Raw genomic sequence first — 14,696 nt, 5'->3', positions numbered from 1 at the left:
ATTGCTTCACCAACCATGATTGTGATTGGTGCAGCATAGGTTATTATTTAGACTTTAGTCAACTTCAGCAATTACTTCGGTTTCCACTGCTGTTGGTTTCGTGAAATGTAAAATAGCGGCGATAATTAATGCGCCAATAAACATATCAATGACATACCACGCAGCAGCTTTGGTCACCCCACCTAATGCAACTAACCCGCCAAATGCTACCAATGATTCAATCCCATTAATCATTCCTAGCATACCTGCGATGGCAGTGCCAACAACAATAGCTATAATAACACGCTTTGGATCTTTAGCCGCAAAAGGGATCGCCCCTTCGGTAATGCCCGCTAATGATAAAAAGAAAGCAGTAATACCGAACTCTTTCTCTTCTTTGGTATATTTTGGACGTGACACAATCAATGATGACATAGCTAAACCTAATGGTGGAATAGCACAGCACATACGAAATACGCCATTTGGACCATAAACCCCCTCAGCCATTGCCGCTAAGGTAAATGCAGTCGCCGCTTTACTACATGGTCCTCCCATGTCTAGCGCCGCTAATATACCAATGCCAATACCTAAGAATGCGGCATTGACTTCAGACATACCTTTTAACGTTGCGACCATAGCTTTAACAAACCAATCAAGCGGATAAGATAGCCCATAAATGTAAAGTGGTGCCATCACTAGTATCGTTACAGTTGGAATAATCATCACAGGCATAACCGAAGCTATTACTGGATGAACTTTAACTGTTTTGAACCATTTAACAAAATAGCCAATTAAAATACCAAAAATCATTGCACCAATAAATCCTGTACTGACTTGATTAACACCAATTGGATTATTAACCACATAGCCCATAATAAATGCAGGCGCTAAAGCAGCATTACCACCAATGGAATAAGCCATATAAGCCGCAAGCACAGGCACCATCATGGCAAAGCCATATAAGGCAACTTGTTTTAAATCAATAAAGAATTGATTACTTGGCAAAATAGTATCGTTTGTTACCTCTCCTGTCATTAACACAATTGAAAAAAGTATTCCCGATGCGATAATAACGGGCAAAAACTTACTAATACCCGTATTTAATGCTCTAAATATCTCTTTACCGATACTATCTTTAACCACTTTAGTCGACATAGTTTCTGCATTATTAAAAATATTGGCAGTATTTTTAACCGCTTCACCAGTACTCACTTTTATGACATTTTTATAAGGCTCAAGTCTATCGGCATTTTCAATTGAAATATCAGTTGCTAATAAAATCACATCGGCACTTTTAAGATCTTGTTCGGTTAATGAATTTTCAATACCTGCGGCACCTTGTGTTTCGACTTTATAATCCCAACCACGTTTTTTGGCTTCATTTTCAATTTTTTGCTTAGCAATATAAGTATGCGCCATCCCTGCGGTACACGCACAAATCGCAACAATCTTTTTTTTATTCATATAAACCTCTAATCTTATTTGCCACAAATTGAATATCGCTTTTAAGCAGATCTTCGACAAAATCATCATTAGCTAAATTCGATGCTAATTTAGCAATAATGGATAAATGCTCTTTATTGGCATGTTCTGGAGCACCAATCATCACGATTAACTTCACTTTATTATCATTATTCCAAATGATGCCATCGCTATATTTCCCAACTACAATAAATGGCGTTTTAACCGCATTACTTTTAGCATGTGGCAAAGCAATATCAGGTAACACATCGGTTTCCATTTCTTGTTCGTGCGCCATAACATCGTCAAAAAAGGTTTTAATATTAGTTAAATAAGCTTGGCTAGCTTCAACCATTAAATGGATAACTGTTGATTTTTGAGTAACAATATCACCCGTTAAATCAACCAGTAAAACAGGGATTGACTGCATAAATTGATCCTCTTACTGATAATAGATTATTCGCAATAACTCAATTTTTCACTCTACATGCATTGTGGATAAAATATACAATAATTTATTTACACTGACACTTATTTTGTCTAATAAATAATAGATTTGGATCACAAATATGCAAATGGAAGCGTAATCCTATAACCTGATAATCTAAATAAAATTGAGCTAAAATAACTCGTAACGCACTTTAAAGCTTATAATTTGCTTGTTTAAGTACCATTTTACTAAAAATTAACTTGCATAATTATCACAATATGGCAGAATTCCCTGCCGCTTTAAGCGGGTAAAAAGGCAAAACTATACTTAGTAGTTTTTTATTGTTTTTTGGGACAGAGGAGCAAAGTCATGTCCGCAATAAAAATGAAACGAGTTTTAACCACACCTGCATTGATTGCATTTGGTTTAGCTTATATGGTTCCTTTGGGGATCTTTACCACTTATGGGGAAGTAACTGTTGCCAGTAATGGACACTTACCTATAGCCTATATCATCACCCTTGCCATGATTTTTTTCACTGCATTAAGCTATTGTCGTATGGCAAATAAGCTACCTATTGCTGGTTCTGCTTATTCTTATGTACAACGTACTTTTGGTGGAAAAGTTGGATTTTTGGTGGGTTGGGCGCAAATCCTTGATTACCTATTTTTACCAATATTAAATTATTTAGTTTTAGGTATTTATCTTCACGATCGATTCTGTTTTATTCCTGCTTACGTTTTTGTATTGGCGTCCCTTTTAGGGGTCAGTGTATTAAACTATCTTGGAATCAAACTAATTAATTGTGTGAACATTACTTTGAATTTATTACAAGTGGTGTTCATCATATTATTTATCATTTTAACAGTGACTAATGTTCATTTGACACCAGAAACAATGCTAAAACCATTATTAGTTGATACAAATGATTTTAGTGGATTGCTATCTGGTGCAGCAATATTATGTTTAGCTTTTTTAGGCTTTGATGCAATAGCAACACTTGCCGAAGAATCAAATGATGCACAAAAATCATTACCTAAAGCTATTATATGTACCGTATTAATTGCTGGTTGTATCTTCTTAGTTGTTTCATATTGTGCACATTTAGCCTATCCTCAGTGGACAGATTTTGTAAATAATAAAGATACAGCAAGTTTAGACGTAGTTCGTCGTGTTGGTGATATTAGTACATTGGGCGGAGAATTTATGTATAACTTCTTCCAAGCTGCTTATATAACTGGCGTTTTTGCATCGGCTATGACCGCACAAACCAGTGTATCACGGATTTTTTATGCAATGGGGCGTGAAGGAGTGCTACCTAAACAGATTTTTTATAAAATTCACCCACGCTTTAGAACACCTTATTTATCGATAATTTTTGTTGCTTGCTTTTCATTGCTGTCATTAGTACTAGATCTTAGTTTAGTGGTTTCAATGATAAGCTTTGGCGCATTAGTGGCTTTTACTTTCGTCAATTTATGTGTGATTAAAAGCTATTTAGGGAAAGGAAGCTCAAAAACAGCATCAATGCTATTTAAATATGGATTATTACCTGCAATTGGTGTATTACTTTCATTATGGTTATGGACAAGCCTTGATGCGACAGCGATGATTGTTGGTTTAGTTTGGTTAGCGATTGGTTTTCTTTATTTACTTTATCTTACTAGAGGGTTTACGCGTTTGTTACCTTCGATTGATCATAAAGAACTAAATTCGATAATCAAAGACTAACGGTCTAATTAAAGAAATACGTCTACTCAAAGTATAAAATTAACGCCTTTTTATACAATTCCGTCGACCTAAGTCGACGGAATCAAGTGTTTAAATTGATGATTAGCTAAGCTAATTTAACAATTATTCACCAAAACCAGTAGCAAACAACTCACGGATTTCGTCCATTGCAGCTTGTTCGTCTTCACCATCACAGATGATTTCAACCGTTGAACCACCTTTTACGCCTGCACCAAGTAAGCCCATCATACTTTTTAATTTGATAGCTTTATCATTATAAACAAGCTCAATTGATGATTTATAACGACCAGCTAATTTAACTAGTGTTGTAACAGGGCGTGCATGCAAGCCGGTTGAATTTTTTACTACCATTTGTTCTTTTAACATAATAAAGTCCTTATCTATATCTTAACGTTAATACAATGTCTGTATTTATATCATAAATTAAACTGTTTTGCTCATTTTTTACATGGGGATTTGTATATTCATTCACATAATTTGATTTTTTTCTAATTTATTTAAACTATGCTATTTAAATCCCATGTAAATTCTATACCCAAAAAAAACGTACGACATGAAAAAAAACAGGCGCAGTAAAACAGATAGAATCTAGACGATCAAGCACGCCACCATGACCACCGATTAGATTTCCCCAATCTTTTATTCCTCTATCACGTTTGATGGCTGACATAACTAAGCCCCCCAAAAAACCTAGTAAGGTGAGCATAAGTGAAATTAACCCAGCTTGCAAAAAACTAAATGGTGTGATCCAAAATAAGCAAGCGCCAACAAAACTTGCTGATAATATGCCACCAAGAAAACCTTCAACCGTTTTTGATGGTGATAAATTTGGACTAATTTTATGTTTGCCGAATAATTTTCCAAACACATATTGCAACACGTCTGAAAGTTCAACAACCAATACTAAAAAAGCAATCAAAAGAAGGTTACGATCTTGGTAATGGTCGATTGGTAATGTTAATAGTGCCGGTACGCAAGAAATGCTATAAACTGTAATCATCAGTCCCCACTGCACTTCAGCCGTTCGTGCTAAAAAATTATTGGTTGAACCAGTTATTGCTGCCAAAATGGCTAATAATAAAAAACCATAAACAGGAATAAAAATGCTAAACAATCCATACCACGACATAGCCACAAAAATAAATTGCAAAGGTAAAGCAATAAAATAAGCAAATATCAGTGCATAAAAATCATAACGATTAACTGGCGTTAAACTTAAAAACTCTCGAAGCGCAATACCAGATGCCACAAAAAATAGAAAAATTACAGCCAATTTACCTAACAAAAAAGCGATACCAATGATTACGACCATTATCCACCATGCATTAATGCGAGTATTAAGATTATCAATGACACTATTTGGGCTTTTAACGCGTCGTTTTAACAGCAAGCCAATTATTGATGCAACAACCAATAACACACCAATACCAACAAATAACAATAAAGTATCGCGTTGATAATTAGACATCCATTTTCTCCTTATTGTGTGGTTATCGCTGACTTAGCTTTATAATTTTTAACGTTGAATTTTCTAGTTAAAATGAATAATGCCACTCATTAATGTTCCGATTAACAGCAATATCTGTAAAAAAAGCCAGATAATTTGTTTTTTCAATAACTTTATTGTCCCCTTTTGCCGTTCACTGATCGAGCGTACTGGTAGTTGGCATGATTTGATTAAGTTAAATTTTAGTAATGCATTGTCCAACTCAGTAAGAGAGTTAGGTAACCTATCAACATTAATGATTAAATAATCAAACAGCTTTTTATCAAATTCGATTCGCAAGGCATAATATTTACTTATTAATCCAAATAAAAAAGCGACAAGACAACAAATCGTGAACAACAAAGATCCTATCCACCAACTTGCCATCATCCCAAAACATAATGCAATTATAGTAAGTAATAGCGACAAAACATTTAATTGTTGACTTATCGCTAGCAAACTACAAAATGTCACTAGTGTAATTTGATTGGCGTCTTTTGTTGATTTTGTATCGTCACAACTTAACATATTAACTTCCTTTATCTATTTGTAATAACCAATCTGATAAAATTAAACGTTGTTTAGCTGAAATAACGATAGTGCTACGGCGCGCTTTTACCATAGCAATCGCTGTATCTAAACTTGGAACTCTTTTCGTCAACAGTAACCAAGCAATAATGGCTGTGGCACTGCGTGAATAGCCCAAAGCGCAGCAGACCAATAATCTTCCTTGCTGGTGATACTGCTCAATGATTTCAGCAACATCTTGGCATTGTTTAATAGTTAATGGAGTCATATCCAATACAGGAATCAGATGATAGTTACCTTTAAATTGTGTTATTGGTAATTCAGCACAAAGATCAACAATCGAAATAAAGTTATTTAACTGCAATGCATTATTGGCTGGCATTCGCCCCAAATAAACATTATCACAAATTAAATCTACTGACCTATTTTTAAAAGTCCACAACCGTGAATTAATCCACATAATGATAAAATAAGGTAGATATAAAATAGTAGTAGCCAGATTAAAATGACCATTAACCTGCTTTTGAAAACCCGCCGCACCGAATAATAAGTAATTTACAGAAACCAATAAAAATGCACCTGAAAACCATAATAGCCACAATGCCCAAGAATAAAAGTAAATAGCAATACAAAGCGACAATAAAAACAATAAAAAATAGATGCTACTCCAAAGATATTGTTTAGGCAGTTGGCAATTATTTATTAGTAATAAACCACGATCAGGCCATAACCAAATACAAAAACACCCAACCCAAAGCCCTGTTGGAATGTCAAAAAAATGATGTGACCAAGTGGTTAATACAGATAATCCAATTAATAAACACCAAATATACAAAATATAACGCCAACCACCACGAAAATAGCTAGCATAAAATTTCCACAAAATAACCAATAGTGTAATATGAAGCGATGGCGCTTGGTTAAAGGGTTTATCAAATCCCATCAAAATATCAAATAATCCGCCAAAAAATCCATCTAATGCAGGACGTTCAAAAGAAAATTTGAGCGGAAACAGAAAAAAACAGATAATGCAAATAATCTGAGCGGATAAAAGTCGAAAACAGAGAATTTTAAGCGTTCGATAAGAGCGCGCCAATAAAATGGCTAAACCATACATAAGGTCTATCGACCAATAAGGTAGGATAGACCAAGGCCATAAAGGAATTGAACGCTCCCATTCAAAAACAATATTCCCTACATCACAGCGTGTAGCAGTAAACCAATTGGCAAAATTATAGCTAGTAAAAAAGAAAATAGTTAAGCTAACTAACCATACTAACTTATAAATAGTTAGCTTATCAAATTGTCGTTTTACTCTGTCCATGAATAATTATTTAATTCTTTGCGCTAGTGATACGGTAAAAATGCCCCACTGATCAATACGCATTGTGATTTTTTTAAAACCAGCAGCTGCAACTAACTGATCAATTTCAAGTTGAGTTCGTCTTCGCATAATCCAAGATTGACCATCACGATGTGATGTTAATGCTCTTGCAATAAATTCTAATTGTGGATGCCATGGTTGATTGGTATAAATCAAATATCCTCCTTCTGGTATTGACTCAGCAAGACCTGATAGAGAATCACGTAGCAACTGATTATCACTAAACAGTTCATACAAACCAGATACAACAGCCAAAGTAGGGTTAGGTGATAATTGGGCTAGTTGCTCCCGACTAAAAGCATCACCTTTTTCAAAACGTGCTATATTCTCTAAACCTTTTTCCTCTATTAATGCTCGACCTTCTTGTACATTAATATCACTATAATCTCGTAGTAATACTGAATTAGGCTTATTTGCGATTTGATTAACTGTTTCTAAAATATATCGACCGTGCCCTGCCGCTATATCCACAATATCAACAGAGCGGTTATGCTCATAAAGTTTATTAATAGCCAGTTTTAATAATTCTTCAAGATGTGCTTTACGTTGCCGAATTCCACGCCAACCTATAGATTGCAAATAAATATAATCAAAAAAACGTCCTAGTTTTGATGTTCCTGATGGCTCATTGCGATAAACATAATCAAGCGTACTACCCGAATCAAACCCCGTCTCAAAACCAAGTTTAATTCCATCAGAGAGTTTACTTGCATATTTTAAATTGGCTTTGACAAACTTCCAATATAATGGCTTAATCCAACCTGATGGTGGCATTGTTAAATTATCCGCCTCTTGCCTTGTATAACCAACTCGATCTGCATTAACAAGTGATGGGGTACTTAGTTCATTGGCAAAACAACCAACAATAAATCGTCTTGCTCGCTCAATAGCAAACTTTCGATCTTTTTCACCAAAAGTATCATGATAAAAATCAGGCAATATATGAAACTCTTTTTGTTCGGTACCTAAATTATCATAAAATTGTTTTTGTGGTTTACGCCTTACCACATAATCTGAACCCGAGACCAATAACTGTGTTGGAACCCTAATGGCATTGGCATCTTTAACAATACGATCGGACACTGCATATAAATCAAGAAGTAATCGAACCGATATTGGTCGAGTAATTAATGAATCTTGAGTAAATGATTCCGCACGCTCCGTATCATGTGTTAACAATTTAGGTTTAACATAGCTATTAACAAAAAAATTACCTTTTAAATTATATAATAGTTTTAACCCTGAAACGGCGAGTGGAACATAAAGCTTAACGCTAAAAGCAGGCGAACCTAAAACTAAAGCCCGAATATTGGGTACATAATCATGTACCCAAGCTGATGCAATCACTGCACCAACACTTTGGGCAATAATGGCAATATCTTCTTGATGAAGCCCATACTCATGGATGATATGCTCAATAAAACAGTTAGCATCTTTAATCAATGTTGCAAAATTAGGGGCATCACCGCGCTCGCCTTCTGATTGACCATTGCCTCTGGCATCCCAAGCAAAAATTTGGTAATCGGGTAGATTTAATTCGTCAGCAAGATGGGCAACACGCCCCGAATGCTCATGCCCTCGGTGAAAAAGCACTATTGCTTTAGAAAGATCTGTATTACTATCAACAGCAGGCCAATAGCGATAAAATAGCTGACACCCATCGTGACTAATAAAGGTTTTTTGTTGCTGTTGCCGCATGTTTTTCTCCTTGTTATTTGTTTGCTTCTTGCATACCTTTTCGAACTCGGTTAATAACTGTATACATAAGTAAAAAACTGATAATCCATAGCAGTGCATTGATCCAACTTAAAGGTAATAGATAAGTTGCAATACCTAAACTTATCATTCCCAAAATAAGCGCACGATCACTTTTTCCCATTGGCCCATCATATCGTCTTGATGCACCAATCATCACACCTAAAATACCACTATATTCCGTTAAAAACGACAGTAGAACTACAAGAATAACTAAATAAATATTTACATCAACTAGTTGCGTAAAAATAAGTAACAATGCACAGTCAGAAATCACATCACAAATTTCATTCAAATAAGCACCTAAGTTTGATTTTTGGTTGTATTCTCGGGCCAACATTCCATCAATCGCATTCAGCGCCATACGAATAAACATCCATAAAGGAATCAATACAAAAATCCATTGATACTGTGCCAATAATCCAACAAAGAAAGCAACAATGATAGAGCCAAAACATGCTACTAATGTTACCTGATTAGCAGTAATATTGGCATCATGAAGATAAATTGCATAAGGTCTAAGGAATGCTTGGAATTTAGGTTTTAATTGATAAATTGACAACACATTATAATCCTATCAGTTTAATGCACTATGTTATATTTATATAAATATAACATAGATATACGATTCAAACCTATTATATTTATGCATGCCTTTAAAAATAGTAAATAGCAAATTGGTTCTATTTTCAATCAATGCTATTTACAAGAAGTTTTGGTTATACAAATTTTTGAAGTATGATTTTATGGTGTAAATTCAAACAGTAAAAACAACTCATGGCTATTTTTGCAATCCTTGCTTAGCAAGCTTAATCACGTTTTTCAAATCAACGCCTTGTGCTTTAGCCGCAAAAATACAGCCACAATAACATTGACGATACACATCATACTCTTTACAAAGTTCAATTGAACGTTTATAACCATTGTTCTTTTTAAAATCAGAAGGAAGGTAATTGACCGAAAAAATTTCTTGGATTTCAAATCCTAATTCATTAATTTTTTGGCTATTTTTTTTTGGACTAAGGGTTAATGCACTAGCAAAATAATCAAACCCTAGTTCTTGAGCCTTAATTGCCGCTAAGTCTAATCGCATTTTATAACAAATATGACAACGTTCACCACCTTCTGGCGCATCACGCAAGTGCTCAACCTTTTTGATAAACTCTGCTGGCTGATAAGGCGCTTCTAGAAATTGAACGTTATGCCCCGTTTTTTGATTAAAATCAGCAATAAATTTTTGCTGTACCACACTACGATATTCATATTCAACTCGAGGATGAATATTAGAATTAGCAAAATAGATCGTAATATCGGCATATTGAGCCAAATATTCAAGAACATAAGTACTACACGGAGCACAGCAGCTATGAATTAATAACTTTGGTCGCGCTGATTCTGCCTGCCAATTAGCAATCACCTCTTTTAATACAGAATCATAATTTACTTTATTATGTGGATTTAATTTTTCAAGAATGGTTTTAGCATTGATTAACATGGGAACTCATTTATATTTAATTTTGTTTTCTATTTTATTGTTTTAGTTAACTAAGTTTTTAGTCGACCGACTATAATATAGCGATATCCACAAGCCTTCAAGATGAAGACTGAAATTTTATATTTGAATCTATAGATAATTGACGATATTTAATTTAACTGATTAGATTTTATCATAAAGCTAAAAGATAAATCGGGATAATCCAATACAATAACACATGGCAAGCCTAATAATTGGCGTTGAAACATTCCTGCTTAAGTTTGATAGTTATGATAAATAAAACAGCCCTATTTTATTTTTCTTCCCTAACATTTGCAGACATTGCCTTTTGAATGTTCCGTTTTTCAAGAATGAATGCAATACAAAAATAGACAACCGTTAATATCCACAAATGCCAATATTGTGGACTAAATTCAGCAAAACTTGCTCCCATTTGATTTATTTTTACCGAGCCAATTATGGCTGGTACCGCTGGGAATATATCACCAATCAAATGGAACAACGGCGGCATTAATTCTTTTGGCCAAGATAACCCTGTAACAAAAAATATCACCATACTTGACGGTATAATTAAGCAAAAAACATCACTCACCGTATGCACAAAATGTGATACAACTTTACCTAATAATGCCGTAGAAAAAATAAAAGGAATAATAAACGACAACGAAACAACAAGATGACTTAGGCGTGGTAAATCATACCAATAATTCGCAAATACGGTATACATCATAAAATAGATCAGGTAAAGCATTAGATAAGTGAGTAATTTACCCAAAAGTAGTAATAATGCTGAAGATGTCGCATCGTTCTGTTGGTTAATGAAAGTTATTTCAAAATCAGAGTTTTTGCTAAATAGACGACATAAAATGCTACCGATAAGCAAGGTTTGATATAAGATCAAAATAAAAGCAGCAGGAATAACATAGGTTGCATAGCCTGATTGAGGATTAAATAAACTTATCAACTGGCTATTAAACGGTGAAACACTATTGGTTGCAACAGCTGGATCAACGCCTTGCGCTATTTTTCGCGAAATGGAAATTTTAGCACCAAAATTGCTAGCAACGGTATTAACCGCGGTGGCAACGTTACTATAAATTAAAATATAACTCGCATCGCCATAATATGAGATAGGGCTCGTTTTACCCTCTAAAATATGTTGCTGAAAACGATAAGGGATCAGCACTACCCCATAGATTTTACGCTCTTCAATCAATTTTTTAGCTGTCTGTAAATCCGCAATATGTAAGTTTATGTTAATGGATTTATTAGCATCAAGTTGTCTAACTAACTCTCGACTATAATTAGTGTTATCTTGGTCAATAACAGCGATCGGAACATCTCGTATCGCTTCATGTAAATAAGGTTGTGGATAAAAGAAAAAATAGATAAAAATCCCCACAAACATAACGCTGGCTATCGCTTTATTTTGGAAAATACGTTTTAGTTCTTCATAGGAAATTAATAATAAAGATTTAATCATATTAACCGCCTACGGATTTTTCGTAAATAAAGAGTAATAAGTAATGCCATAACGCTAAACTGAATCAATAAATAAACAAAGGGTTCTAACGAAGTCATCATATTTGGCGCTCGTAATGTTTGATCAAGACGAATCTGTATATACCATGTTACAGGCAATAAAGCGCCCCAAATATAAGCAAAAGTATTCATAGCAAGACGAGGAAAAATCAGACCAGTAAACCCAAAACTAGGCGATGCAACTAAGCTTGCACTGCCATAAGCTTGTGCTAGGGTTGAGCCAGTTAAACCAAAAAAAATCCCGTATAAACAACAAGTCAGTATAAACCCGATACCACCAAGCATCAGCAATATAAAATGCCCATTTAATGGTAAATTAAAATAAGCGATTAAAACTGTATCAAATAAAATCAGACAAAATAAAAAGTAAAGAAAATATGGAAGAATACGCCCTAATAAAAAGATAAAAATATTCTGATTAGCTAGTTGTAAGATTTGCTGATAACTCGTTGCAGCAAAGCGATCTCGAGTGACACTAGTAACCATTGCCATCATAATAATGATCTGCAAAATCGTGGGGATTAAACCATTAATTAAGGTATAAAGATAATTTAATGTAGGATTATATAAAGGATGTAAACTAGCTGGAATAGTTTGCATTTGACTTTGTGCTACTGGTGAAGCAATTCCTTTTTCTAATAATCCTTGCAGTACTATTTGGCTATTAGCTGTTTTCAATGCAGAACTCATCGCCCGAAAAATAATCGTACCTGCCGACATATACTGATTATTATAAAAAGCCACCACTTCTGGTTGATGCCCTGCGATAAGATCTTTTTCGAATTCGGGTTGAATAAAAAGCACAGCATAAACTTTTCCCTTAATCAACGCATGTTTGGCTGAAGAAAGATCTTGATAACGTTCAGCGACCTGTAACTGCGGCGAAGCTGCCACTTGTTGAATTAATGTACGCGATGATTTAGTTGTATCTTGATCAACAACTGCGATAGGTATCTGGGTAATTACACCAGCATGATACATATAAAGAAATAAAAAAATGAATAATAAAGGATAGATGAAAACTAATAAAAACAAAAAACGTTGTTTAATTAATTTACGAAGTTCCCATCTAATCACTTCTAATAGCGAGTGAGACATCAGTGCCCTTTCCTTTTGTGTATAATCTCCATATTATTTATGTTAGTGAGATTGCCACTTTGTGGTAACACTCATTCCTGGACGAAGACCAGCCACATTATTAATTGGTTTTGCACGCATTTCAAAAGTTTTTAGGTCAAAGTCCCCCGTCGCTTTAGTCGCTTGCCAATTTGCATATTGGCCTAAGGCATTTAATACGGTGACTTTAACATCAATAACTTGATTATTTAATGCCGGCACTTTTACTTGAAACGTATCACCAACTTTAAGATTGCCTAGCAAATCCTCGCGAATATTAAAAGTAAACCAAATATCATTTAAATCTATAATAGAATAAAGTGGCGTGCCCGGACTATACAATTGTCCGGTTTCGGCAACCCGAGTCGTAATTTGACCACTAATAGGGGCTACTAAAGTTAATTCATTCACATCCGTTTTTACTTGCAACAACGCCGCCTCAGACTGTTCCACCTGCGCATCGGCTAATTTTTTCTGTTCTATACTATTACCATTTTCGGCTAATTCTAAATTAGCTTTAGCGGCTTCATGGGCCTTAATCGCTGCTTGATATTGATTAAAAGATTCATCATAATTTTGCTTTGAAACTGTTCCATTTTTAGCTAAACGATTAATACGTTCATAGCTCGTTTGTGCTAAAACTAAATCTGAATTCGCTTTATCTAACTGTGCCTTTTGCACATCAATGGTTTCTGGTCTAGTACTATAAGTATTATCACGGCTCGCCATTGTCACTTTTAATTGCGCTTCTGCCGTTGCAAGCTGCGCTAATAATGCCGGATTTGAAAGGGTAAGAAGTTCATCACCTTGTTTAACATTATCTCCAACATCATAATTAAATTGAACCACTCGCCCCTGCACTCTAGCTGCAACATCAACACGACTAGATTCAACTTCACCTTGTAATATAATGGTGCTCGGTTGATTAGCAAAATATATAATAATAACCATAGCAATAACAGCAATGATCGCTACAATCAAAGAAAGACGTTTTTTATGCATAAATTGTGCTTATAAATGATTAGAGTAAAACTAGAATAAGATTATTGGCAATAATATAAAGGCAAATACTAAAATACGCAATAACATATAGCGTTCTATAGCTGTGATTTTTAAAAATCATTGGTGTTGAGTTAGTGATAAATTATTACTTATATATCCTTTAAAATCAGTTTATTAAAATCTTTTTTCACTCTTTGTGATAATAAAAAATAGCCAAACACACCATCAATACTATTGCCTAATTCACCTCCTAAATTAATACACAATTTTGCAGCGCTCCAAGATCAATAAAACTATCTAAAACAACATTAGGCATACTAACGTGTTTAAAATACAAATGTTCAGTATAGCTAATATACATTTATTCTTAAAAAATTAGAAAAAATAGTGTTAAAAAAGATTGCATGGAATAAAAAATGATCTTATTTTAAATAAGCAAATACATTAATTTTTCAGTTTCTTAATACTTTCTAAAGGAATTTAGGTCGATATGGTGGAGCGCGTTGTTAGTCGTATTGCTTTAATGATTCATCAACATATTAATCATTATTTTCTTTTATTTTCTGGGCTGAGTGATTGTTCTGCATTACCAGTTTTACCATTTGATGGCAGGTGCAAATTATGATGGATTTCCCACTAGCTAACTGGCGTGCCATCACCGCCACCTCGTCCATGCCTTTGTATGCGGTGCTCTCTAACGTCAGTGACGCGCAAGCTGTTAAAAACTACTATATTACCGATGGCTCGCAAACGCCTTATGGTCTTT

13 protein-coding genes are annotated in these 14,696 nt (G+C 34.5%); 1 reads left to right on the top strand and 12 read right to left on the bottom strand.

What is annotated here, in order from left to right; genetic code table 11:
* Positions 1-54: 54 nt before the first annotated feature.
* Entirely contained in the window at positions 55-1,443 is a 1,389-nt protein-coding gene (locus GQ593_RS11170; protein ID WP_160432095.1) for a PTS fructose transporter subunit IIC, read from the bottom strand.
* Positions 1,436-1,870 (bottom strand): PTS sugar transporter subunit IIA, encoded by a 435-nt coding sequence (locus GQ593_RS11165; protein WP_160432094.1) that lies wholly within the window; start codon positions 1,868-1,870, stop codon positions 1,436-1,438. Before GQ593_RS11165 ends, GQ593_RS11170 begins: the two co-directional genes overlap by 8 nt.
* 369 nt (positions 1,871-2,239) lie before the next feature.
* Between GQ593_RS11165 and GQ593_RS11160 the strand changes: the two genes are divergently transcribed.
* Positions 2,240-3,601, top strand: a complete 1,362-nt coding sequence (locus GQ593_RS11160; protein WP_160432093.1) for an APC family permease — start codon at positions 2,240-2,242, stop codon at positions 3,599-3,601.
* A 123-nt stretch (positions 3,602-3,724) separates the two neighbouring features.
* On the opposite strand, the gene GQ593_RS11155 is transcribed toward GQ593_RS11160, so the two are convergent.
* The 10 genes from GQ593_RS11155 to GQ593_RS11110 all read right to left on the bottom strand — a co-directional run bounded on the left by GQ593_RS11155 (position 3,725) and on the right by GQ593_RS11110 (position 13,930).
* Positions 3,725-3,988 carry an HPr family phosphocarrier protein gene (locus tag GQ593_RS11155; protein ID WP_034913021.1) on the bottom strand — a complete coding sequence of 88 codons (264 nt, stop codon included), beginning with the start codon at positions 3,986-3,988 and terminating at the stop codon, positions 3,725-3,727.
* A 163-nt stretch (positions 3,989-4,151) separates the two neighbouring features.
* On the bottom strand, positions 4,152-5,090 hold the full coding sequence (locus tag GQ593_RS11150) for a phosphatidate cytidylyltransferase (protein ID WP_160432092.1): 939 nt from the start codon (positions 5,088-5,090) through the stop codon (positions 4,152-4,154).
* A gap of 63 nt (positions 5,091-5,153) precedes the next feature.
* Complete coding sequence (locus GQ593_RS11145; protein WP_160432091.1) at positions 5,154-5,636, bottom strand: hypothetical protein; 483 nt, start codon at positions 5,634-5,636, stop codon at positions 5,154-5,156.
* Position 5,637: 1 nt separating this feature from the next.
* Positions 5,638-6,960 (bottom strand): phosphatase PAP2/dual specificity phosphatase family protein, encoded by a 1,323-nt coding sequence (locus GQ593_RS11140; RefSeq protein WP_160432090.1) that lies wholly within the window; start codon positions 6,958-6,960, stop codon positions 5,638-5,640.
* Positions 6,961-6,966: 6 nt separating this feature from the next.
* Complete coding sequence (locus GQ593_RS11135; protein ID WP_160432089.1) at positions 6,967-8,718, bottom strand: bifunctional alpha/beta hydrolase/class I SAM-dependent methyltransferase; 1,752 nt, start codon at positions 8,716-8,718, stop codon at positions 6,967-6,969.
* A 13-nt stretch (positions 8,719-8,731) separates the two neighbouring features.
* The gene (locus GQ593_RS11130; protein WP_160432088.1) at positions 8,732-9,340 is read right to left on the bottom strand and encodes a CDP-alcohol phosphatidyltransferase family protein; all 609 of its coding nucleotides are present in this window, start codon (positions 9,338-9,340) and stop codon (positions 8,732-8,734) included.
* 216 nt (positions 9,341-9,556) lie between these two features.
* Positions 9,557-10,270: an epoxyqueuosine reductase QueH gene (locus tag GQ593_RS11125; protein ID WP_160432087.1), complete on the bottom strand. Its 714-nt coding sequence runs from the start codon at positions 10,268-10,270 to the stop codon at positions 9,557-9,559.
* A gap of 292 nt (positions 10,271-10,562) precedes the next feature.
* A complete protein-coding gene (locus GQ593_RS11120) occupies positions 10,563-11,753 on the bottom strand; it encodes an ABC transporter permease (RefSeq protein ID WP_160432086.1) in 1,191 nt (396 codons plus the stop codon).
* Positions 11,750-12,910 carry an ABC transporter permease gene (locus tag GQ593_RS11115; RefSeq protein WP_160432085.1) on the bottom strand — a complete coding sequence of 387 codons (1,161 nt, stop codon included), beginning with the start codon at positions 12,908-12,910 and terminating at the stop codon, positions 11,750-11,752. Before GQ593_RS11115 ends, GQ593_RS11120 begins: the two co-directional genes overlap by 4 nt.
* Positions 12,911-12,952: 42 nt before the next feature.
* Complete coding sequence (locus GQ593_RS11110; protein WP_160432084.1) at positions 12,953-13,930, bottom strand: HlyD family secretion protein; 978 nt, start codon at positions 13,928-13,930, stop codon at positions 12,953-12,955.
* Positions 13,931-14,696 lie beyond the last annotated feature (766 nt).

Origin of the sequence: Gilliamella sp. Pas-s25, from assembly GCF_009795885.1 — a bacterium.
Lineage (GTDB): Bacteria > Pseudomonadota > Gammaproteobacteria > Enterobacterales > Orbaceae > Gilliamella.
Note: the sequence above shows the minus strand (reverse complement) of the source record. Positions and strands in the feature narration are given on the sequence as shown.

Coding starts and splice junctions, on each gene's coding strand:
- GQ593_RS11170 (WP_160432095.1), bottom strand. CDS start 1,443: ATGAATAAAAAAAAGATTGTTGCGATTTGTGCGTGTACCGCAGGGATG.
- GQ593_RS11165 (WP_160432094.1), bottom strand. CDS start 1,870: ATGCAGTCAATCCCTGTTTTACTGGTTGATTTAACGGGTGATATTGTT.
- GQ593_RS11160 (WP_160432093.1), top strand. CDS start 2,240: ATGTCCGCAATAAAAATGAAACGAGTTTTAACCACACCTGCATTGATT.
- GQ593_RS11155 (WP_034913021.1), bottom strand. CDS start 3,988: ATGTTAAAAGAACAAATGGTAGTAAAAAATTCAACCGGCTTGCATGCA.
- GQ593_RS11150 (WP_160432092.1), bottom strand. CDS start 5,090: ATGTCTAATTATCAACGCGATACTTTATTGTTATTTGTTGGTATTGGT.
- GQ593_RS11145 (WP_160432091.1), bottom strand. CDS start 5,636: ATGTTAAGTTGTGACGATACAAAATCAACAAAAGACGCCAATCAAATT.
- GQ593_RS11140 (WP_160432090.1), bottom strand. CDS start 6,960: ATGGACAGAGTAAAACGACAATTTGATAAGCTAACTATTTATAAGTTA.
- GQ593_RS11135 (WP_160432089.1), bottom strand. CDS start 8,718: ATGCGGCAACAGCAACAAAAAACCTTTATTAGTCACGATGGGTGTCAG.
- GQ593_RS11125 (WP_160432087.1), bottom strand. CDS start 10,270: ATGTTAATCAATGCTAAAACCATTCTTGAAAAATTAAATCCACATAAT.
- GQ593_RS11120 (WP_160432086.1), bottom strand. CDS start 11,753: ATGATTAAATCTTTATTATTAATTTCCTATGAAGAACTAAAACGTATT.
- GQ593_RS11115 (WP_160432085.1), bottom strand. CDS start 12,910: ATGTCTCACTCGCTATTAGAAGTGATTAGATGGGAACTTCGTAAATTA.
- GQ593_RS11110 (WP_160432084.1), bottom strand. CDS start 13,930: ATGCATAAAAAACGTCTTTCTTTGATTGTAGCGATCATTGCTGTTATT.